Origin of the sequence: Psychrobacter sp. 4Bb (assembly GCF_002836735.1) — a bacterium.
Taxonomy (GTDB): domain Bacteria; phylum Pseudomonadota; class Gammaproteobacteria; order Pseudomonadales; family Moraxellaceae; genus Psychrobacter.
This window is the reverse complement of record NZ_PJAS01000074.1, coordinates 19627-43246: the sequence shown is the minus strand read 5'-3', so window position 1 is coordinate 43246 and position 23620 is coordinate 19627. Positions and strand designations below refer to the sequence as shown.

At 44.1% G+C, this 23620-nt stretch carries 18 protein-coding genes; 9 read left to right on the top strand and 9 right to left on the bottom strand.

The annotated features are described in order from the left end of the window. Positions 1-95 precede the first annotated feature (95 nt). From CXF60_RS12365 to CXF60_RS14500, 3 genes are all read left to right on the top strand, one after another. Positions 96-2570, top strand: a complete 2475-nt coding sequence (locus CXF60_RS12365) for a membrane-bound PQQ-dependent dehydrogenase, glucose/quinate/shikimate family (protein ID WP_102092172.1) — start codon at positions 96-98, stop codon at positions 2568-2570. A gap of 331 nt (positions 2571-2901) precedes the next feature. Then, positions 2902-3903 carry an LLM class flavin-dependent oxidoreductase gene (locus CXF60_RS12360; RefSeq protein ID WP_102092171.1) on the top strand — a complete coding sequence of 334 codons (1002 nt, stop codon included), beginning with the start codon at positions 2902-2904 and terminating at the stop codon, positions 3901-3903. A gap of 48 nt (positions 3904-3951) precedes the next feature. Further along, a complete protein-coding gene (locus CXF60_RS14500; protein ID WP_156410686.1) occupies positions 3952-4116 on the top strand; it encodes a hypothetical protein in 165 nt (54 codons plus the stop codon). 110 nt (positions 4117-4226) lie between these two features. Here CXF60_RS14500 and CXF60_RS12355 read toward each other — a convergent pair whose 3' ends face one another. The 5 genes from CXF60_RS12355 to ispF all read right to left on the bottom strand — a co-directional run bounded on the left by CXF60_RS12355 (position 4227) and on the right by ispF (position 9542). Beyond that, the gene (locus CXF60_RS12355; protein ID WP_101204815.1) at positions 4227-5186 is read right to left on the bottom strand and encodes an AEC family transporter; all 960 of its coding nucleotides are present in this window, start codon (positions 5184-5186) and stop codon (positions 4227-4229) included. A gap of 239 nt (positions 5187-5425) precedes the next feature. Beyond that, on the bottom strand, positions 5426-7321 hold the full coding sequence (gene mnmG, locus CXF60_RS12350) for a tRNA uridine-5-carboxymethylaminomethyl(34) synthesis enzyme MnmG (RefSeq protein ID WP_102092170.1): 1896 nt from the start codon (positions 7319-7321) through the stop codon (positions 5426-5428). 422 nt (positions 7322-7743) lie between these two features. Further along, entirely contained in the window at positions 7744-8304 is a 561-nt protein-coding gene (locus tag CXF60_RS12345; RefSeq protein WP_102092169.1) for a hypothetical protein, read from the bottom strand. 267 nt (positions 8305-8571) lie between these two features. Continuing rightward, on the bottom strand, positions 8572-8922 hold the full coding sequence (grxD, locus tag CXF60_RS12340; RefSeq protein ID WP_057759647.1) for a Grx4 family monothiol glutaredoxin: 351 nt from the start codon (positions 8920-8922) through the stop codon (positions 8572-8574). Positions 8923-9038: 116 nt separating this feature from the next. After that, complete coding sequence (gene ispF / locus CXF60_RS12335; RefSeq protein WP_102092168.1) at positions 9039-9542, bottom strand: 2-C-methyl-D-erythritol 2,4-cyclodiphosphate synthase; 504 nt, start codon at positions 9540-9542, stop codon at positions 9039-9041. Positions 9543-9916: 374 nt separating this feature from the next. Here ispF and mnmA point away from each other — a divergent pair, with 374 nt between their 5' ends. Together mnmA and purB are read left to right on the top strand one after the other, a co-directional pair. Then, a complete protein-coding gene (gene mnmA, locus CXF60_RS12330; protein ID WP_416376888.1) occupies positions 9917-11029 on the top strand; it encodes a tRNA 2-thiouridine(34) synthase MnmA in 1113 nt (370 codons plus the stop codon). 212 nt (positions 11030-11241) lie between these two features. Continuing rightward, positions 11242-12633, top strand: coding sequence for an adenylosuccinate lyase (purB, locus tag CXF60_RS12325; RefSeq protein ID WP_057759636.1), 1392 nt, complete (start codon positions 11242-11244; stop codon positions 12631-12633). Positions 12634-12846: 213 nt separating this feature from the next. Here purB and CXF60_RS12320 read toward each other — a convergent pair whose 3' ends face one another. Continuing rightward, the gene (locus CXF60_RS12320; RefSeq protein ID WP_057759633.1) at positions 12847-13032 is read right to left on the bottom strand and encodes an NF038104 family lipoprotein; all 186 of its coding nucleotides are present in this window, start codon (positions 13030-13032) and stop codon (positions 12847-12849) included. A 190-nt stretch (positions 13033-13222) separates the two neighbouring features. Between CXF60_RS12320 and CXF60_RS12315 the strand changes: the two genes are divergently transcribed. Beyond that, a complete protein-coding gene (locus tag CXF60_RS12315) occupies positions 13223-14395 on the top strand; it encodes a cupin domain-containing protein (RefSeq protein WP_102092166.1) in 1173 nt (390 codons plus the stop codon). Positions 14396-14587: 192 nt separating this feature from the next. Here CXF60_RS12315 and CXF60_RS12310 read toward each other — a convergent pair whose 3' ends face one another. The 3 genes from CXF60_RS12310 to CXF60_RS12300 form a co-directional block, all read right to left on the bottom strand. Further along, positions 14588-15280, bottom strand: a complete 693-nt coding sequence (locus CXF60_RS12310) for a 1-pyrroline-5-carboxylate dehydrogenase (RefSeq protein ID WP_102092165.1) — start codon at positions 15278-15280, stop codon at positions 14588-14590. Positions 15281-15291: 11 nt separating this feature from the next. Further along, on the bottom strand, positions 15292-18555 hold the full coding sequence (gene putA, locus CXF60_RS12305; RefSeq protein ID WP_102092164.1) for a bifunctional proline dehydrogenase/L-glutamate gamma-semialdehyde dehydrogenase PutA: 3264 nt from the start codon (positions 18553-18555) through the stop codon (positions 15292-15294). Between the two features lie 738 nt (positions 18556-19293). Then, a complete protein-coding gene (locus CXF60_RS12300; RefSeq protein ID WP_101204806.1) occupies positions 19294-20589 on the bottom strand; it encodes an NCS2 family permease in 1296 nt (431 codons plus the stop codon). Positions 20590-21217: 628 nt separating this feature from the next. On the opposite strand from CXF60_RS12300, the gene tolQ reads away from it, so the two are divergent. From tolQ to CXF60_RS12285, 3 genes are all read left to right on the top strand, one after another. Continuing rightward, on the top strand, positions 21218-21940 hold the full coding sequence (tolQ, locus tag CXF60_RS12295) for a protein TolQ (protein ID WP_102092163.1): 723 nt from the start codon (positions 21218-21220) through the stop codon (positions 21938-21940). Next, positions 21937-22395: a protein TolR gene (tolR, locus tag CXF60_RS12290; protein WP_102092162.1), complete on the top strand. Its 459-nt coding sequence runs from the start codon at positions 21937-21939 to the stop codon at positions 22393-22395. Before tolQ ends, tolR begins: the two co-directional genes overlap by 4 nt. 73 nt (positions 22396-22468) lie before the next feature. Next, positions 22469-23491: a cell envelope integrity TolA family protein gene (locus CXF60_RS12285; RefSeq protein ID WP_228707126.1), complete on the top strand. Its 1023-nt coding sequence runs from the start codon at positions 22469-22471 to the stop codon at positions 23489-23491. The last annotated feature ends 129 nt before the right edge of the window (positions 23492-23620 follow it).

Genomic DNA, 23620 nt, shown 5'->3' with positions numbered 1-23620 from the left:
TCACACTTGTATTGATATTTGGTCGAATGAAATTGATTTGCGACTAAATATCAATACATATTAACTTGCTCTTTTGTAAACAGGTGATACCGCTCATGGAAAAATTCGTAGCGATCATTATGGCAATTTTTGCCGCCCCTCTACTCATTGGCGGCGCTTATTTATTGTCCTTAGGCGGTAGTCCTTACTACCTCATTGCTGGCGTCATTATACTAACGACAGCTTTTTTATTGTTCAAAAAACACTGGAGTGCTTACGGGTTATATGCGCTATTTATCGTAGCGACCATGGCTTGGGCACTTTGGGAATCTGGGTTCTATTGGTGGGCGCTAGCACCTCGAGTTGGCTTCCCGCTTATATTTGGTTTGCTCATGCTATTGCCATGGGTATCCAACAAAATGCGTGGGCCTAAAACTCAAGTAGCTTCAAATAGCACACCAACTATAAACAACGTTAAGAAAAGCCCTCTGTATTATTGGGGACTGCTCGTAAGCGTAATCGTAGGTGCACTACTCTCTTTTGGTAGTCTAGCTAATAATGCCACTGACAAACTCGGTGAGCTTAACTTGACTGCTGCAAATGATGACGAGCAAAACGTCAGCTCAGGTGAGACCTCAGCCAACCTTGGTGACCCGTTATCAAATGGTCAGCAAACGCCAGATGGCGAATGGAGCGCGTATGGTCGTACTGATTATGGTCAGCGCTACTCACCTCTAGATAAAATCAATACCGATAACGTCAAAGATTTAGAACTGGCATGGCAAATCCAAACAGGTGATGTCAAAGGTCCTAACGATGTCGGTGAGACCACTTATCAGGCAACACCATTAAAGATTGGCAACGGTTTATACTTATGTACCCCTCACAACTGGGTACTAGCGCTAGATGCCGACTCTGGTGAGACGCTATGGAAGTTTGATCCTCAAGTAGAGGAAAACTTACAACGCCAGCACCAAACCTGTCGCGGCGTATCTTATTATGCTGGTCAAGCAACCAGTCCTGTGCAAGTACAAAAAATTGCTGGTAATACCTTTGAAAACGCATCTAAGCAATGTGATGCCAAGATATTTATCCCAACGTCTGATGCGAAACTATATGCACTCGATCCAAATACTGGGCAACGCTGCCAAGACTTTGGTGATGATGGTGCATTAGACTTGATGCATAACATGCCGTTCAATCAAGCAGGTTACTATTATTCTACGTCACCACCAGTCATCGCCGGTGATACCATTATCGTAGCTGGTGCTGTCAATGACAACTATGATGTCAACTCGCCTTCTGGTGTAATCCGTGCGTATGATGTCAATACCGGTGAGCTTCTTTGGAACTGGGACTCAGGTGATCCTGATAATACAGCGCCTTTTGATGTCAATGATCCAACTCAAACTTACAAGACCAGCTCACCAAATTCATGGTCAGTCGCTACTGCCGATGAAGAGCTTGGATTAGCGTACTTCCCTATGGGCAACCGCACACCGGATCAGCTAGGAAACTACCGAAATGCCGCTGAAGAAAAGTATGCAACGTCTGTTGTCGCTCTAGATATCGAAACTGGTGAAGCACGCTGGGTTCAGCAGTTTGTCCATCATGACCTTTGGGACATGGATACACCTGCTCAACCGACCTTACTTGATCTAGATACGGCCGACGGTGTACAGCCCGCGCTGGTTGTACCAACCAAACAAGGCGATGTATACGTCTTGAATCGTGCGACAGGTGAGCCTATTGTACCTATTAAGGAGCGTCCTGCACCGCAAGGCTATCTCATAGCGGGAGAGCACGCAGCGCCAACTCAGCCTTATTCTGGCTTGAGCTTTGAGCCTGAACCACTGACTGAAAAAGACATGTGGGGTGCCAGTCTTGTTGATCAAATGATGTGCCGTATTGAGTTTAATAAGCTTAACTATGATGGTCGCTACACCCCGCCATCAACCAATGGTAGCTTAGTCTATCCTGGTAACTTTGGTACCTTTAACTGGGGTGGTATCGCTGTCGATCCTGAGAATGGCGTGATGTTTGGTATGCCGACTTACTTGGCATTTACCTCAAAACTCATTCCTAGAGACACGTTGGGCGATGCAGAAACCAATAAAGGCGAGCAAGGCGTCAATGCCAATGAAGGTGCAGATTATGCAGTAGAATTGGGGCCCTTCTTGTCACCATTAGGCGTACCTTGTCAGCAGCCACCATGGGGCACAATCGCTGGTGCTGACCTAGCCACAGGTGATATCGCTTATCAACGCAAAAATGGTACGGTACAAGACTTGTCTCCTATTCCTATCAAACTGGAACTGGGCGTACCTGGTATCGGTGGACCTATCATCACTAAAGGCGGCGTCGCATTCTTGTCAGCGGCGACAGAAAACAACTTCCGAGCTTATGACTTAAAAAATGGCGACGTGCTATGGAATGTCCGTATTCCAGCAGGTGGTCAAGCCACGCCAATGACTTACTTGAACTCTAAAGGTGAGCAAATGGTCGTATTGGTCGCAGGTGGTCATGGTTCAGTTGGAACAACCATCGGTGATTATGTCTTAGCTTACAAACTTAGCGACCAAGATAAATAATGTTGCATTTGGTTCTTAAGATAACGATTATTTAATTTATCATTATATTATAATCTTATAATTAGAGAAGCAGGTAACTTAGGTTGCCTGCTTTTTTTAATGCCATAGTATAATGCTGCTAAATCCTTTTATTACCTTACTTATGGTTTATTTATCGCTTATTTTGACAAACGACAACCTTTATAAATACACCTTAATAATTGTTAAGCGAGATTAAAAACAGAGTCAACTGACTTTGTTATGATTCATTAACAGTGACTAGCGGCACTTGAAACTACCACTGTCTATAAGCATATCAGTAGAAAATAATTTACACACTACTGGAACATTTATGAGTAATAAAATCCCTTTATCTTTTTTAGATCTTGCGCCTGTACCTCAAGGCAAAACCATCGCTGAAGGCATCGCCCAAACAGTGGAAACCGCGCAGCAAGCAGAAAAATCAGGCTTAAACCGCTACTGGATGGCAGAGCATCATAATATGCCGGGCATCGCCAGTGCAGCCACCTCAGTACTACTATCGCATATCGGTAGTAAAACCGACCGTATCCGTATTGGTGCTGGCGGCGTTATGCTACCGAACCATGCCCCTCTCGTGATTGCTGAGCAGTTTGGTACTTTGCAGGCATTATATGGTGACCGTGTGGACCTAGGCCTAGGCCGTGCACCTGGTACTGATGGTGCGACGTTTCAGGCACTTCGTCGACAAATGAAAGATGCCGAACGCTTTCCACAAGATGTGCAAGAGCTGATGTATTTCTTAGGTAATGATACAGATGGCAGCCCTGTACAGGCATTCCCTGGCGCAAAATCAGGCATACCGATTTGGATATTAGGCTCTTCTCTATTTGGTGCGACTTTGGCTGCACATTTAGGACTACCTTATGTGTTTGCCTCTCACTTCGCCCCGCAAATGCTTGGGCAAGCAATTGAGGCTTACCGTGAACAGTTTAAACCGTCTGTCTATCTAGATAAGCCTTATGTGATGCTAGCTGCAAACTTATTGCTGGCTGATGATGATGCGACCGCCGAGTATCATTTTACTTCAGCACAGCAGAGTTTTGTACGTCTGCGTCGTGGCGAAACAGGTCAAATGCCTAAGCCTACCCACGATATGGACAGTATCTGGAGTCAAGCAGAGAAAATGATGGTAGACAATGCATTGTCAGTATCATTCATTGGCTCTGTCGACACGGTCAAACCAAGACTCGCTGCGTTTTTGGCAACCTATCAGCCAGATGAGCTGATTGTGACGGCCAATATATATGACCAAGCTGCCCGTATCCGTTCACTTGAACTTACACCGGAGCTAAACTTATTTACTTTACAATGAAATGAGACACTTGCATAATTATTGATGAACCTTAACTGGATTTTTAACATGGAAGCAACTCCCATTATCGGTGCATCGCTCATGATTGGCTCGTCGATATTTATGTATATCGTCGCCTTTCTTGCAGTTATGGCTATCGGTGGTTATTTAACCTATCGTACTAGTCCAAAGCGCAAGCAGCGCCGTGAAGACAAGCGTAATAGCGAACGCTAGATTAATACCAGAAGCCCTCTTTTCTTATTTGAAAAGAGGGCTTTTTTAATGCTGTTAAAATTAGATAAGGCGAAAGTACTTACTTATTTAAAGATAGTATAAAATCTGTATTACATTAATCCAAGGGCACGTAACGTCGCTGCCCCAATCGCCATACCAAACATGCCGACAACAGTGGTAAATGCCAAAATATTAGCCGCCAATACATCATTACCACCCATTGCTTTTGCCATGACATAGCTGGCTGCAGCTGTGGGCGATGCGACCATCAAGAATAACACACCCATATGCACGCCTGATAGTCCAAATCCGAGCCCAACAGCGATCGCAATCAATGGTGCAATGACAATTCGCCCAATACTCGCCTGCATAGATAAGCCCGAAGGATGCAACATAGACTTTAGGTTAATACTAGCACCTGCACAGATCAGTGCTAACGGCAGAGCCACCGCTGCCAGTAAATCACCAGTGGTATGAATCACACCAGTGAGTGGCGGTAATGGCAGTGCTTTATAGACGAATGCCCCAACCAATGCCAAAATTAAAGGATTGGTTAGCAACTTTTTCACAATCATCGTACCGCGACTAATCCATGTATCATCCACACTTTTGGATACACGACTCAAGGTAATAACCGCCAAGATATTAAACAGTATCGTTACCACGCCCATATAGACAGCACCGATACTTAATCCTTGTGCGCCGTAAGCGTTGGCCACGGTTGCAAGGCCAATGATGGCCATGTTGCTACGGAATACGCCTTGTACAAACACGCCTTGGTCTTCAGGACGCTTGACGAAGCGTTTGGCATAAAACTCTGCGCCAATAAATAATATAAACGTCACCAAGATACCAACCAGGATAAGCGTAATTTGCTTACCATAATCGACGTCGCTATCGACCACGCTAAAAAACAATAAACACGGCAAGCAATAATTAAAGACAAAACTTGATGCCTGATCGATAAAAGTTTGGCTTGCTTCACCACGTCGTTGCATAAAAAAACCCAACCACATTAAGGCAAGGTTGGGTAAGACAATGGTAATAGCAAAAACAATAGCATCAATCATAAGTAGACTCAGTTCGGTGACAAGCCCATGAATAAATGGACATCAGCGAGACAAATTAACAAGTAGTAAGGAAATTTACTGACCTAGTATAGAGACAAAGTAGCAAGTAGGACAAGGTTACATGTGATTTTCTTTCAAAATCGATCGTTTTTTTGACAAACAAAAGCCCGTAACGAAATATCGTTACGGGCTTTTTATACTATAAGTGCCTTATTATAAAAGGCTTTACTACATTGCTATTACGAGTCCAATGCAGCTTTTGCTTTTTTATGCTTTTTAACCGTCATTGCCAACAACTGAATGGCAGCAGGGGTTACACCGCTTACGCGTCCCGCTTGAGCTAGCGTTGCAGGACGAACTTGCGTAAGTTTTTGTACTATCTCATTTGATAGTCCTGACACGATACTATAATCAAAGTCTAACGGTAGCGCTGTGTTTTCTAGTCGCTTCATTTGGTCGATATCTTCTTGCTGACGGTCGATATAGCCCGCATATTTAACAGAAATCTCTATCTGCTCACCCACTTGCGTATCAACGGCTGAGTCAGTGATAGCGGCGATATCAGCAAAATGTATTTGCGGACGCTTTAGCAAATCAAAGGCAGTAGACTCTTTAGACAACACTTCACCTGTTTGCTCAGTCACTTGCTTACCTAATGCATTAGCAGGCGTTGCCCACATATCTTTTAGACGTGAAGTTTCTGTCGCAATGGCTTCCATTTTTTCTTGATAGGCTTGCCAGCGTACATCGTCTACTAGACCCAGCTTACGACCAGTTTCAGTCAAGCGCTGATCTGCATTGTCTTCACGTAAGAGCAAGCGATATTCTGCGCGACTCGTAAACATGCGATACGGCTCGGTAGTACCGTGGGTAATCAAGTCATCGACAAGCACCCCAAGATACGCTTCATCGCGGCGCGGTGTCCATGTGTCAAACTCACTGTTATTGGTCGTCACCAATGCCGCATTGGTTCCTGCTAGCAAACCTTGTACGCCTGCTTCTTCATAGCCTGTCGTACCATTAATCTGACCTGCAAAGTACAGACGATCGATAGACTTAGTTTCTAGCGTTGGCTTGAGGTTTTGTGGATCAAAGTAATCATACTCAATCGCATAACCCGGACGAGTAATATGCGCGTTTTCTAAGCCTTTCATACTATGAATAAAGTCTAACTGCACATCAAATGGCAAACTGGTTGAGATACCATTTGGATACAACTCATGTGTGGTCAGACCTTCTGGCTCGATGAAAATCTGATGGCTGTCTTTATCCGCAAAGCGATGAATTTTATCTTCGATAGATGGGCAATAACGCGGGCCTACGCCTTCGATTTTGCCAGAGAACATTGGCGAACGGTCAAGGTTTTCACGAATGATGTCATGAGTACGCGCATTGGTATGCGTGATATAACAGTTGACCTGCTCAGGATGCATAGAGACGTCACCCATATAACTCATCACTGGCAATGGCGTATCACCTGGCTGTACCGTCATCGCACTAAAATCAACGCTACGCGCATCAATACGTGCTGGTGTACCTGTCTTTAAACGACCAACTGGCAGCTTAAGCTCACGTAAACGATCTGCCAACTTGATAGAAGGCTGATCCCCTGCGCGGCCACCCTTTGAGTTCTCTAAACCAATATGGATAACGCCGCCCAAGAAAGTTCCTGAAGTCAATACCACTGTTTCGGTCTTAAAGACAATACCTGTAGAAGTAACGACTGCCGTCGCACGACCGTTTTCAACCAAGATATCATCAGCGGCTTGCTGGAATAAATCTAGGTTTGGCTGATTTTCTAGCGTATGACGGATAGCTGCTTTATACAAGATACGGTCTGCTTGCGCACGCGTGGCACGAACGGCAGCCCCTTTACGACTGTTTAGTACGCGAAACTGGATACCTGCTTTATCTGTCGCCAGCGCCATTGCGCCGCCTAACGCATCAATCTCACGTACCAGATGCGATTTACCGATACCACCAATCGCAGGGTTACAACTCATCTGCCCGAGCGTCTCAATATTATGCGTCAACAATAAGGTCTGTGCGCCCATACGTGCAGCTGCCAGAGCAGCTTCTGTACCAGCATGACCACCGCCGATCACTATCACGTCGTAATGTTTTGGGTATTGCATGTGTGCCTCACTTGACTCATAACGCTGCTGATTGCCATATCCTATGTTCAAATAAGAAAACAATCAGCAAATAAACGTCAGTCGAATTTATAAGAAGATAACGACTCAGATAAGTCGTTCATAATTGGTTAGGGCGTGTTCTTATTTTGAAAATGGTGATAAGAATGAGGTAAATTGCAGACAAACAAGGAAAATAGCGCAGATAATATCAGGATATTAACCAGCTATTTGACATAGTTTGGCAATATTTAACCATTTTTAGCCCATTCAGATGCTTTTGTTCAGATTAAGGACACGCCCTGAATAACCCATAATTATAACAATTTTTTGATACTTAAAAAACGTTAGAACAAAAACTATTAAAATTAAGCGAAAAGTTCTCTACTCTAGTTACTGTCTTGCTAGTGCTAGTTGTTGCCTTACTAATTACTGTTTTGATTATCATTTTGGTTATTGTTGCCAGGGCTAAGCGGTACGATCTGATCTGATTGACCACTAGACAGCATATGATGACTACCATACCCTTCTGGATTGATCTGTAGATAGGCATTCATTTGACCAATCGCTTCACCATCATCACTGGCCAAAATCTGCTCCTTGATAAGCTCAACTGGCGGTAATGGTAAGTTTTTAAGCAAGGCCAAGCGCTGATGGTTATCACCCTTGTGGACTACCAATTCGATAAGCTGACGAGCATCGATTGGCAAATCTGGCGTGTTCTGTGCCAGCAGTGCCAAATGATAAGCACCTGCAGGATCTTGGTCTACAATGATGCGCTGCTCGATAGCCACATATGTCGCTTCAGTTGCACCGCCTGCCACACTAAGCTGATGAATACACTTAAGTGCTGAGTATGACTCATTATTAGCAATCTCAATAATGCGTGTCGATTCATTTTTTAAACGTTGACGGCGTTTTTCAATCGCCGCCTGCTCAGCCGCTTCTCTTTGCTCGTTTGACTGTTCGCTGGTTTGGTTATTCATAAAGCTCTCTTACTCATCTGATAATTATTATTTATATCGCTGACATCTTGGACACTATATGGGGGTAAATCCCATAAAAACAACGAAGCCTAATGATATAGGCGCGTGGAAATAATAATAGGAACAAGAATAGATACGCTACTAACAACACTAATAGCGACAATAAAAAAACCCAAATAGCCATTAGATGACTATCTGGGTTTGTTGTGCTCGTCTCTTGCAAAGGCTGATTGGACATTAAAGACATCCAATTCACACTTTTAAGTATTAAGCAGCAGGGCTGTTTGCTTCAACCAATGGCTTTAGCTCGCCCGATTGATACATTTGCAAGATGATGTCTGATCCACCCATTAGCTCACCATCAATCCATAATTGCGGGAACGTTGGCCAGTTAGCGATTTTTGGCAACGTTGCACGGATTTCTGGGTTTTCTAAAATGTTTACAAACGCAAATGGACGACCAATCTGAGTCAACACTTCGATAGAGCGCGCTGAAAAGCCACACTGTGGAAATTGCGGTGTGCCTTTCATGTAGATAATGACTTTATTGTCACGAATTTGATCACGGATCAATTGTTCAACGTCGTTTGCAGCAGTGTTTGGGGTTTGCTCACTCATAAAAGCTCCTATTGATAAAGCGGTTCATTAAAATGATTATTTAGATAAAATAATTGTGTAAAGACGTGGCTGATACATGGGGCGACTGCCGCTGTATTACAAGCACGAATTACGATCTATGTAGGTTCGATAGCATTAGGGACTAATAATACCACGGCATTGGCCATGATGCCCTCTTGACGACCAGTAAATCCCAATTTTTCAGTCGTGGTGGCTTTTACGCTGATATTGCTAATATCCGTTTGCAGGTCACTAGCGATATTGGCGCGCATGGCTGGATTATGCGGCGCTAGCTTTGGACGTTCACACATTACGGTAATATCAGCATTGCCTAGGCTGTAACCAGCCTCTTGCACTTTACTATAAACATAACGCAGCAGGACTCTTGAATCCAATCCAGCATGTGCCGCATCGGTATCGGGAAAATGCTGTCCGATATCACCAAGCGCCAATGCACCAAGTAGCGCGTCAGCCAATGCATGCAAGACCACATCTCCATCAGAGTGTGCGAGCAAACTGTGAGTATGCTCAATAGGCACGCCCGCTAATATGACATATTGTTGCTGCTGACCATTATTATGAAAAGCATGAACATCGATACCTTGACCAATTTTTATCATTATTATTCCAAGATGAGTTAAAGGTGATTAAAATAATTCAAAACCACTATCTGAATTTTCAAAGTGGTTTTACTGGTAGCCAGACACCATCGGTCGCCACCAGTTTCAATTAACTGGTATAATATGACGTTTATTTTATCATAATACCAGATCCAAAAGACAAGCTGACGTTGTTGTGCTGAGACTACCTATTGTAGTGATTGCATAACACTTGGCGTCGGCATGTACTTTGGATAACGTATAAATAGTTGAGCCGTTTTATGTCAGCCATACAAAATACCTCAAGCACAACCGTTTCTGAGTCTTTTAATGCTCATCGCCCTTTAACACTTGCTGATGTCGAAAATCCTAGCACCAAGCATGTGATTGTCGGTATGTCAGGCGGGGTCGATTCTTCTGTATCAGCCGTATTACTTCAACAGGCAGGCTTCAAGGTCGAAGGCTTGTTTATGAAGAACTGGGAAGAAGATGACGGCACCGAATACTGTACGGCGATGGATGATCTAGCAGACGCGCAAGCCGTATGTGACAAAATCGGTATGAAGCTGCACACGGCCAACTTTGCTATGGAATATTGGGATCGCGTATTCGAGCATTTTTTGGCGGAATATAAAGCAGGCCGCACCCCAAACCCTGATATCTTGTGTAATAAAGAAATTAAGTTTAAGGCGTTTTTGGATTATGCGTTGACCCTTGGTGCTGACTACATCGCGACCGGTCACTATACACGCCGCAGTGTGAACTATACCAATGCCGAAGGTGAAGAGGTTGCACAGTTATTGCGCGGGCTTGATAATAATAAAGACCAAAGCTATTTCTTGCATGCGGTTGGCGGTGACAAAATCGCCAAAACGCTATTCCCCGTTGGTGAGCTTGAAAAGCCAGTGGTACGTCAGATTGCTGAAGAGCATGACCTAGCGACGGCTAAAAAGAAAGACTCTACGGGTATTTGCTTTATTGGTGAGCGCCGTTTTAAAGACTTCTTACAGCAATATTTGCCTGCCCAAAAAGGCGAGATACTTACTGATGATAATAAAGTCATCGGTACTCATGATGGCCTCATGTATTACACATTGGGTCAACGCGGCGGCATCGGCATTGGCGGCGTTAAAGACCGTCCGGAAGAACCATGGTTTGTATTGGCAAAAGACTTAGAGAAAAACCGTTTAATCGTCGGTCAAGGCCATGAACATCCCATGCTAATGAGCAACGAGCTAAAAGCCTATAAGCTCGATTGGATTTACGGCCTACCGCCTGCGGATGTGTTTAGCAACGAAGGTCTAGCCTGTATGGAAAAGTCTCGCTATCGCCAGCCAGACCAAGCGTGTCGCGTATTTGCGACCAATGGTGATGGCAGCGAAGTGCGCGTGGTATTTGATGAGCCACAGCGCGCCGTCACCCCTGGTCAGTCAGCGGTATTTTATATCGATGAAGTATGTCTAGGCGGCGGCGTGATTGAATCTATCGATGCACCTTGCGGATTTTAATTGATTCCTAAGACCCAACTTAAAGCAGAGAGGTTGATGCAGTGAATAGATTGATTTTAACGAGGATCAACATCGCTTTATTTGCATAGACCGCTTTTTTAATATCATATTTCTGCTATATTACGCGCAACGATTTCGATGTCGTTTTTTATATGGTAATTTTTTATCTAGACTCTTGCAGTTTTTTATTTCATAACTACTGAGGCATAACCATGACCCCACTTACCGCTCTCTCTCCAATTGATGGTCGTTACGCATCAAAGGCTGACAGCTTACGTCCTTATTTATCTGAATTTGGTCTAATCAAAGCTCGCGTTACGGTAGAGATTCGCTGGTTGCAGTCTTTAGCTGACAACAGCGCAATTGGTGAATTAGCAGCATTTGATGACCAGACCAACGCTTTTTTGAATGCAATCGTTGATGACTTTAGCGAAGCGGATGCTCAAGCTATCAAAGACATCGAAGCGACGACCAATCACGATGTAAAAGCGGTTGAGTACTTTATCAAAGACAAGTTCCGTGGTCAGGATGCCTTGATTGACTCACTTGAGTTCATTCACTTTGCTTGTACCAGTGAAGATATTAACAACCTATCATATGCATTGATGCTCAAAGACAGCCGCGAGCTAGTCGTTGCCAAAATGCAGCAAGTGACTGATAGCATCGTTGACTTATCTATTGCTCACGCTGATCAGCCAATGTTATCACGTACACATGGTCAGACAGCCAGTCCAACGACACTGGGTAAAGAGATGGCAAACGTAGCCTATCGCCTAGCCCGTCAAATCAAGCAAATCAATCAAGTAGAGCTATTAGGTAAAATCAACGGCGCAGTCGGTAACTATAATGCGCATTTTTCAGCGTATCCTGATGTCGACTGGCAGAGCCATGCTGAAGCGTTTATCAATCAGCGTCTAGAGCTAACGTTTAACCCTTATACGACTCAAATCGAGCCACACGACTATATCGCTGAATTGTTTGATGCTGTTAAACGCTTCAATACAATCTTGATCGATTTTAACCGTGATATTTGGCAGTATATTAGCTTAGGCTATTTTAAACAGCGTCTAAAAGACGGTGAAGTTGGTTCTTCTACCATGCCGCATAAAGTTAATCCAATCGACTTTGAAAACTCTGAAGGTAACTTAGGCGTTGCCAATGCGATGCTAGCCCATTTGGGTGAGAAGCTACCAATTTCACGTATGCAGCGTGACCTATCGGACTCAACGGTGTTGCGTAACATCGGTGTTGGCCTAGCACAGAGCATGATTGCGTTTGATGCTTGCCTAAAAGGTGTGGGTAAACTTGAGCTAAATGCACAGCGTTTAAATGATGACTTGAATCAAGCGCAAGAAGTGTTGGCAGAACCAATTCAAACAGTCATGCGTCGCTATCGTGTTGAAAATCCGTACGAGAAACTAAAAGCTTTGACTCGTGGTAATGCCATGACTCGTGAAGCCATGCTAACGTTTGTCGAAAGCGATGAGCTATCGGCAGTTAGTGATGCGGATAAAGAACGCCTACGTGCATTGACGCCTGCTACTTATATCGGTAATGCCGCTGAGCAAGCACGCGCTATTAAAGAATGGATTGCCAAGCTTTAATAGCTAATAAGAGCATACTGATAATGGAATCAGTCTAGAAAGGTAGGAGCGCCTAGTATTATTTACTCGCTCCTATCTTGATAGTAATTTTATCTTATTCACTTATTATCTTAATAGCTATTATCTGAATAAACAGTAACCTTACTTTGAACGCTATGATTGGTTTTGATTCGATTGCTTTTGATTCAAAACCCATAGTTGATAAGTAAGGTTTTATTTTTTATCATCATCGTCATCACTGTCGCCCGGTATGATGGCTTTACCCACAGCAACGGTTCCTTTGACCACGCCTTTGGTAGTTTTATAAGCGATTTTTGCGGGTACTGTGACGATTTTATGGACACAGGCTTGTAGCAAAAACACGCTAGCGATAATGACAACAAAATGCAGCTTTTTCATAACGTTCCTACGATTGAGTGGATGCTCTGATGACAGCTATTATTTTGATAATCGTTATTGTTTATATGTACTATATAAACGTCACCAAAATAATAGACATCAAATAGATGACAATCTTAAACTATTAAAACCTTCCTATAAAGCATCCCTTATTATTAATCTTGTACACCGCCAAAATATGGATTTATCAATGACTTCTATTCCTTTTTGTTTACCCGACTCTATCACGCCTGAGCAATTCCTGACTGAATACTGGCAAAAGAAGCCACTGCTTATTAAGCAAGGGTTGCCGCAGCTAGTTGATATGTTTGAGCCAGATGACATGATTGGTCTTGCACTTGAAGAAGATGCTAGCGCAAGACTGCTGACTCAAGCAGCCAGTAAAAAAGAAGGTCAGGCACAGTGGCAACTTAAAAAAAGCCCACTGAATGAGACTGATTTTGAAAACCTACCAGAGCAATGGACCGTATTGGTACAGAATCTTGAGCAATGGTCGCCAGAGCTTGGTCAGTTGTGGCAAGCGTTTGACTTTATTCCGCAATGGCAGCGCGATGACATCATGGTCTCTTATGCGCCAGCAGGTGGTTCGGTCGGTAAGCATTATGACGACTACGATGTGTTTTTGGCACAAGGCTATGGCTCTAGACGTTGGCAGTTAGGCAAATTCTGTGATGACCAGACAGAATTTGTTGCTGATGAGCCGCTTCGTTTATTTGACGACATGGGCGAGCTTATTTTTGATGAGATACTAGAAGCGGGTGATGTGCTTTATGTACCGCCGAAATTATCACATTTCGGTGTAGCACAAAATGACTGTTTGACTTTCTCGTTTGGTTGCCGCCGTCCAAACCTGATGCAAATCATCGATAGTGTGGCCGATATTGCGACTAACGACAGCAAGCTATTTATCCCGATGCTACTACCGCAAGCGCTACAAGCGTCAGGTGAATTGCAAGCAGATAGTATTGCCGCTATCAAGGCGCAATTGCTAGAGATGCTACAATCTGATCGCGGTGATGATATGACTCGCCAAGCAGTTTCTGAAGTAGTTAGTAAACGCCAATATGATGCGCTGATGCCAGAAGAGACGTTAGATACCGATGAGCTAATACAGGCCCTATCAGAAGGGGCCACATTGCAGGCGGACTATAGCAACCGCCTACTCTATAGCCAGACCGATGATGGCACTGTACTGTATGCTAATGGTCAACGTATCGATGGGCTTGATGAATCGGCGATAGCAGTACTAGTACGCTTGGCCAATGGTGAAGCATTACAGCATAGCGACGTCACCGATGTTGATGCAGATGATTTGAGCGAATGGCTAGAGAACGGCTGGGTATGGGTTGATATTGCTGAATAACATCCTGTCATCAGGCTTCAGTTAAACAGCATAAACAAAAAAAACCGCTATCTGATAATTACTCAGATAGCGGTTTTTTCTTATACATCTTATGCAATCACTAGTTTGGTAGTTATAGCGCTACCAAACACCGCTTAGCCTTTATAAAAGTTGATATAAAAGCGAAGCGGATTCGTAATTAATGCAGTGATTCTACTCTGTACCAAGCTCAAGCAAGCTCGCGTTACCACCGATTGCTGTGGTATTGATAGTCTTGACTCGCTCAGTGACAAAACGATGTAGGTAGTCAGGCGTTAGCATTTCTGACAAGCCTTCCATATCAGTGACACTGATAACCTGTGTCAAAATACCGTCAGTATTGGCAAGCTCTTGACTGATGGCTTGCACTTCGCTGCGGCTACCAGAGACAGCCACTTGTGCTAGACGATCGATATATAAAAGCGTGACTGTTTGCGAATCGTTAGCCACACTCAATACATCTTCGCTGATACCTGTGTCGTGCAGTATCTTAGCAGCTTCATTACACATCTCATCTTGGCTTGGGCAATGCAATATAACTTCATTACCTGTTAGGAGTGCCGCGATGAGCTGACCTAATACTGCCATGGCTCTAGCAGTTTCGCTACCGATGACCATCGTCTTACCACGACCAGTCACATACAAGTCATTGGACTCGCCTGTTGCCCCTGTCATACGATGCATCTCATCCAAGCTAGGCGCAGCGCTCAACAAATGGTTGAATAAACGCTTTGCTTTATTGGCATCACCAGTGAGCAATGCCAGTTTTGGAACGGCTGCTTGTAGATACGTTGCGCGATTCACTGCGCCGAGTAATCGCCAAGATTCACAAACCTGGGCATGATTTTTTTTGAATTCAGTCGCCATTTTGCTACTCCTTATGCGAGTTCTGTTTGAGTGGTAGTTTGGGTTTCGGTCGCTGTCATATGAGCAGCTGACTGTTCAGCGTTGACTGCTTCTGAGCTAAGTTGCATGAGACGCGCGACATAGTGCGGGCCACCAGCTTTAGGACCAGTACCTGATAGACCACAACCACCAAATGGCTGTACGTTTACGACCGCGCCGATTTGGTTACGGTTGATGTAAGTGTTGCCGACAAATGCGCGGCGCTCAATGTGCTCAACAGTATTTTCGATACGACTATGGATACCTAACGTCAAACCAAAGCCTGTGTTGTTGATAGCATCAATCAGCTTATTCAAATCACGCGCTTGATAACGAAGTACGTGTAGAATTGGGCCAAAGTGCTCACCACTGATCACATCAATGCTCTTCACTTCAATTGCGGTTGGCAATACAAAGGTAGACTTCTCTTGACTGACGACTGAGCTTGAGCTCATTGGCGTCTGTGCCAAGATAGTAGCAGTCGGCTCGACACTCATACGTTCGATGTGCGCCTCTAAACCATGCTTAGCATCCGCATCAATTACTGGACCTACATCTGTGGCAGCATATAGAGGATTACCTACAGACAGCTCAGCCATATTACCTTGCAATAGCTCGATTAAATCATCCGCCATCTCTTCTTGTACACACAATATGCGACAAGCTGAACAACGCTGACCTGCTGAACCAAAGGCTGATAGTACCGCATCTCTAACGACTTGCTCTGGCAATGCCGTTGAGTCAACGATCATTGCGTTTTGACCGCCAGTCTCAGCGATAAACACAGGCAATTCGCCACTGGTTTGTGCATGGTCATTTAGGCTTTGGTTGATACGTTGGGCTGTTTGAGTCGAACCGGTAAATATCACACCTGCGATATTGTCAGCAGCCGTCAAAGCACCACCTACGTCACCTGCACCAATGACCAATTGCAATGCTTCTGCTGGTATACCCGCTTGATACATTAATTGTGCACCAAAGTGAGCGACCAAACTGGTTTGTTCAGCAGGTTTCGCTACTACGGTGTTACCTGCAGCAAGTGCAGCTACAATCTGTCCCGTATAGATAGCCAATGGGAAGTTCCATGGACTGATACAAACGAAAGTGCCACGTGCTTTATACACTTGACGAGACTGCTTACCAGCCAAGTCTGTAAACTCATGTACGACATCATCTAGACGCTCTGCTTCGTCAGCATAGAAACGACAGAAATCAACAGCTTCTTTGATTTCATCGATGCCATCTTGCATGGTTTTGCCCGCTTCAACTTGGCATAGTGCCATTAGTTCAGCGTAGTTTTCTTCGTATAGCTCAGCAATCTTGCGTAATATCTCAGCACGCTTAGCAGCTGGTACATTTTTCCATACCTCTTGACCAGCAACAGCAACGTCAATCGCTTGGCGAGCCACTTCAGCGTTAGCATAAGTTACTTTACCAGCACTAACTTCGTGGTTCCAAGGCGCAAGTACAGTTTGCGTATCAAGTTGATTCGTTTGACCATCCACTTCGTAGGTATCAACAGCTTTACCATTAATAATAGAGGTTGCTGACCATGTTTTGTGTAGATGGCTATCAATAGCTGATTTGAACGGCAGCCATTGTGACTCTACAAAGATATTAGGGCCGAAACTTGCACGGCGTTGACCGTAAATCTCTAACGGTAACGGGATGTCTGGATTGTGCAATGTTGCATTACCAAGCAGCTTGTCGTATGGATGGACCGTTAGCTTTTCGATTGGGTAAGACTTGTCTAGCAACTGATGAACAAACGAGCTGTTGGCACCGTTCTCAAGCAAGCGGCGTACCAAGTACGGTAGCAAGTCTTTATGCGCGCCCACCGGAGCATAGATACGTACAGGAATCTCATAAGCTTGCAAAATATGATCATAAAGCGCATCGCCCATGCCGTGCAGACGTTGGAATTCAAAGTCTCTATGTGCACTCATGGTCATGATTGATGACAGTGTATGCGCATTATGCGTCGCAAACTGTGGCCAGATTAGCCCGCGCAGATGGTCTGACAATAAGAAGCGCGCACAAGCAAGGTATGCAGTATCCGTACCTTCCTTACGTGTCCAAACGGGATAGCCTGATAGACCTTTTTGCTGAGCAAGTTTGATCTCAGTATCCCAGTAAGCGCCCTTAACTAGACGTACTGGAATACGATCACCGACTTCAGTAGACAAACGAGCAAGCCACGCTAATACAGCAATAGCGCGTTTAGAGTACCCTTGTACAACGATACCTAAACCATCCCAGTCCGCCGTTAAATTATCACGGTACAAAGACTCAAACAGTTTTAGAGAAATCTCAAGGCGATCTGCTTCTTCAGCATCAATACTGATATCGACATTGACTTCACGTGCCGCTTCAATCAATAGCAGGCAGCGCTGACGCAATAAGCCCATTACTTGCGCCTCTTGCGTGGCTTCATAGCGAGGATGCAGTGCTGATAATTTGATAGACACTGACGGCTTTGGCATGCCTTCTTTTACTTTTACGTTGGCCGTGGCTCTGATCGCATGTAGATAGTCATTGAAGTATTTTTCCGCATCTTTATGCGTGATGGCCGCTTCACCTAACATATCAAATGAGTAGGTATAGCCTCTATTACGATATGGCTGGCTGTTTTTATTGGCGTCTTCGATGGTCTCGCCCAATACAAACTGATGGCCCATGATACGCATGGCTTTTTGCATGGCACTACGAATGACAGGCTCGCCCATCTTCTTGGTCATGCGATCCAAGAAACCTGATGCAGTGGTGCTGCTATCGATACTGACAACACGGCCTGTCATCATCATGCCCCATGTAGAAGCATTGACCATAAAGCCATTGTCGTTTTTGATGTGTTTTTTCCAATCAGCGATACTCATTTTGTCATGAATCAGCGCATCAGCCGTGTAATTATCTGGTACACGAATCAAGGCTTCTGCCAAACTCATGAGCAAGATACCTTCTTGGGTATCAAGGCTATACTCAAGCAATAATGAGTCAACCATCTTGACGGCTTTACCATCATTACGCACGTGCTCGACCAGTTTGCGCGTTTGCTCAGCAGCAGCATCGCGTTCTTCTATACTGGGTTTGGCAAGTGGCAATAACTCAGACAACCAACGTTCTTCATCGGCGCTATATAGCGGCGAAATACGCTTATTTAGTTCTTCTGCTGACTGGGCGAGATACTCAGGCGACAGCATATCAACAGGATTAAACAAGATCGGCTCTTGCGGGGTAAACTGGTCTACTGGGTTCATAATAACTCCATAACTATCGTTTAAAAACCATAATAAATGGTGCTTTAGGAAGTCTGATCGTTCTGTATAACTGCTCATAACCGCTATCAAAAAATAGTGGTTATTGACGGATATTCACAGCAATAATCAAAAGACCAAACGGCGCCATCACAAAACTAAAAATCCAGCATAGGCTGGAGACGGTTAAGTAGGTCGTTCGACTGTTAAACGGGCTACGTTAACAATACAAAGGCAACAACGAAAAGCTAAGCGGCATTAGTGCCTTCTTCTTGTTAGTAGTGAAAGGAGTGTGATGACCAAATATCGCCTTATTGAACCGAAAAATCGCTCTAATAATCACAAATCTGTCATCTTTTATGATGCTAATTCACTGTAAGAAAAACCTCTACGGCGTTGATTGAGGTGATGCGCTTAACTCGGCTATAATATCACGAAATTTTTTTTCAAACTAACGAAATTAATCATTTTCAAATAATTAATTTCTATCTAAATAACAATAACTTACAAGCAATTTACTGACTATGACTCTTTGGTTACGTTTTTTTGTTTGCTATTGCCTATAGTTTGGCATCACGCTGCTTAACACCAGTAACAAAAATACCAAACATTCATACTAAAGATACTGAGCTCAAATTAAGACCATAGTCTTATAATGCTGACAAAAAAACCCTCCTTATCATCAGCTGATAAGGAGGGTTTCTTGTTTAAGACACTATTAATGTCTTATAACGCCTTGCATTATAAGAAAATAATCTTGAACAACAATATAGCAGTCAAAATCCAGACAGCGATACTGATATCTGCAAACTTTCCTGCAATTGCTTTTACAGCTGTAAAGGTAATAAAACCAAGTGCGATACCATCAGCGATAGAGTATGTAAGCGGTGTGAATAGCAATACCACGACCACTGGTGCCGCTTCTGTTAAGTCGCTCCAGTTAATGTCCTTTAGAGTACCCATCATAAGTACGGCTACATAAAAGATAGCGCCAGCCGTTGCATAAGCTGGAATCATACCTGCTAGTGGCGAGAAGAAGATACTGAACAGGAATAACACACCTACCGTAACAGCCATCAAGCCTGTACGGCCACCTGAGGCAATACCAGAGATACTCTCAATATAACTGGTCGTTGATGAAGTACCTAGTAAAGAACCTGCTACTGTCGCTGTTGAATCAGCGAGTAGTGCCTTGCCCATGTTCGGGATATTACCATCTTTGTCCGTTAGTTTTGCTTGGCTAGTGGTGGCAATCAAAGTACCAGCAGTATCAAATAAATCGACAAATAAGAAAGCAAAGATAACACTAATCATGCCCACATCAAATGCACCAGCAATGTCTAACTGCATCAGCGTCGGTGCAATAGAAGGTGGTGAAGAGATGATACCTGTGAACTGCGTATAGCCCATTAATAAGCTAATCAGTGCAACCAATAAAATACCAATGGTTACCGCACCTGGGACTCTCTTATAAGACAGGCCAATGATAACAACAAAACCTAATGAAGCCATGACAGGACCAAATGATGTCATGTCACCAAGGCCAACTAAGGTTGCATCATGATTGACGATGATGCCTGCGCTTTGCAATGCAATAAACGCCAAGAACGCACCAATACCAGCGACTACGCCGTTTTTGAGAGACGTTGGAATGGCATTAATGATTGCTTCACGAATCTTGAATAGACTCAGTAGTACGAAGATACAACCAGACAAGAACACCGCACCTAGCGCTGTCTGCCATGCGTAGCCCATACCAAGCACCACACCATAGGTAAAGAAGGCATTAAGACCCATACCTGGTGCGAGCGCAACTGGTAGTCGGGCGTAGATACCCATGATGAAACAACCTACTGCTGCTGCTATACAGGTCGCTACAAATACAGCTCCTTTATCCATACCTGCATCGGCTAAGACGTTAGGGTTGACAAAGATAATATAAGCCATCGTCAAGAACGTGGTTATACCAGCGATGATTTCTGTTTTGATCGTGGTATTTTCACCATTAATCCCAAAATAGCGTTCAATTGCATTCATAAGTGTCGCCCCCGACTGGCTAATAAAAAGTCATCATTACCTAAAATTAAACATGACCTCAGCGAAAAAATAACGATGCCACAATAAGAATAATGTAGTAACAAAGCGTAACATATTAGACCAGTTATCTTACAAACTCAATCGTTGATAATGTCTATCTCGTACAAAATGCGATTTTGAGAGACTTCAAGACTATTGGTCAGAAAAGCCATATGAAAAGCCACATACAGCCATGTTGCCCTACGCTATTCGAAAAAATACTTTCTATTCTTCATTAAGGTAATATTCGGTTTGAGTCATGAGTTTTAGGTGATAAGTGTTTGCTATGTCATTATTCATGTTATCCAACTAGCTATTGAATGAATCAGTAGCAGCCTAACTAAATAGTCGTTTAACACATTAATAATGACCTTTCTCTCATTTAGAAGTAAACTAGGGGGTTATTATACCGATACCTAAATCGCGATACTTACTGTTGCAGCATTTTTCTAAGCACAGTTACAAATTTTTAGTAAAGAAACGTGCTGCGTATTAAATAATAAAAAGTAAATAGTGTTTGTTTAGGGGTTGTCTGGTTCGGATACCACTATTCCAGCCAGCTGTTATCAATTATTCGTGAGTCCATTACATGCCTGAATCATTAAATATTGTCGATCTTATTACCCAAGCCAGTCTATTGGTGCAGATTGTGATGGCACTATTGTTATTAGCTTCTTTGCTCAGCTGGGTTATTATCTTTCGCATGAGTGCTCGACTTGGTACAGCCAAAAACTTTGATCAACAATTTGAGACTTGGTTTTGGTCAGGCGAAGACTTGGCCAAACTATATCAAGGCATTCAAGGCTCTCCTGATCGTCAGGGACTTGAGCAGATTTTTTATGTGGGCTTTTCAGAATACCTAAGAATGCATAAAAAGCGTCAACCTAAAGACGACATTATCGATGGTGTTGAACGCAAATTGCGCGTCGGCCTAGGTCGCCAGCAGCAATTGCTAGAATCAGGACTGACGACGCTAGCCAGCATTGGCTCCGTTGCTCCGTACATCGGACTGTTCGGTACAGTGTGGGGCATCATGAATGCCTTTTTGGGACTGTCTCAAACTGAGCAAGCCACCCTCGCCTCTGTCGCTCCCGGCATCGCCGAAGCACTGATTGCCACAGCCATGGGTTTGTTTGCCGCTATCCCTGCGGTATTGGCATACAACCACTTCACAGCAAAATCGAGCCGACTATATGACTCGCGTGCCTTATTCTGTGATGAGATGACAGGCATGCTACAGCGTGAGACCAGCGTACAAGCTTCTATTAGCAAAGAAACCCAAGTTAATGCAGGTCAGGTGACAGGGCTATGAAACCAAACCCCTACGGCCGTGAAAAAAAAGCCCTTAATGCAGAAATGAACGTCGTACCTTATATTGACGTCATGCTGGTGCTACTGGTGATATTTATGGTGACAGCGCCAATGCTGATTACAGGTGTCGACGTTGATCTGCCAAAAGAGCAAACCAATACTATGAGTCAAAGCCAACTACCTGTGATTGTCTCGTTGACTGACAAGGGTGATATTTTTATCAGTTATGAAAGCAATGTTGACGTGCCTGTAAGTGAGCCTGAGCTGATTAATACATTATCTAACCTACAGTCTCAGAGCGCTAATAGTAACGCTGAGCCAGTACAGGTAATGATCAATGCCGATCAAAACAATCAGTACGGTGCCATCATGACACTCATGGCAACCTTGCAGCAAGCAGGTATCGAAAAAGTTGGATTACTGACTGGTGCACCACTACCCACGCCTTCTTTATAGTGATAAGCGTCCTTTAGTAAATATCTTATATCATAATAGCAAATTCTAGTAGTCAATCTGACAAATCACGTTCATGAGTATCCTTACCATGCATAATGCTCCTGCCGTCTATGTACCTACCGAACCAGAAAGCAACGGGCTAACACTGCCGACGTTGCTAAGCTTGCTGGCGCATGGCCTTGTCATCGGCATACTGGTTTATAACTATCAAACCACTGAGGTTGAGACTGCTGGTAGTATCGAGACGGTCATGGTATCTCCCGAGCAACTTGCTGAAATGCAAGGACAAATACTGGCCAACCGTGCAGCAGCTAGCGCAATGCAGATGGATAGTAGCACTAGCGACTCGTCTAGTAGTGCTCAACCAGAAGTATCTGGTGGTAGTGTTAGTGCGCAAAATCCAAGCCAGACAACCTCTCAGCGCGTGCCTGTATTTACACGATCTGAGGAGCCAGCTGGTCAACCCATGCTTATGAGCGAAGACCATCAACAACGTCTGCTTGAGCAAAATCAAGAATATGAGCGCAAAATGGCTGAGTGGGCAGCACAACTAGACGAGTCAGCCATGGAAGAGCTTGACCAAGTCGATCAAAGCAAACGCGACCAGCTTATAGAAGAACAAAAAAGGCTGGGAGAGTTTCGTCAAAAGCAAAACAATCCACCAAAGATAAAACGTCCCACTGCTAGCGATCGCAATATTGAGATTGATACTGCCGGCTCTGGCAATGCAGGAAAAACCTTTAGCCTATCAGATGGGCAGTCTACTATGTCTGGTGATACGTCAACCTCTAGTACGTCCAAGGGCAGTAGTCGTTCTGCATCTAGTGGCAGTCGCGGTGCTAGCAACAGCGAAATCATCAATTTAATCAAGCGCAACTATACGCCGCCTACTGCTGCGCGAGGCTCTACTCAACGTGCCACCCTGACCATCACTGTCAATGCAAATGGCGATGTGATCAATGTGACTGCCTCTGGACCTGATAGCACTGTCAACGAAGCGGCAAGACAAGCGGTACTCAATACTGGCAGCCTCCCGATTGATGCTGATGACCCCAAATACCCGACTTTCACCATACAGTTTAAAGGCAGCAATTAATCAGTTGCTAGGTCCTTATAATATTGGTAACGTGACGTTAAGCGGCTTGTATCGCACAGGTTGCTGCCTCATCTAGATGCTTGTCTCATTAAATAAAAAATGAATGTCATACTAATTTTAGGAGCTCCA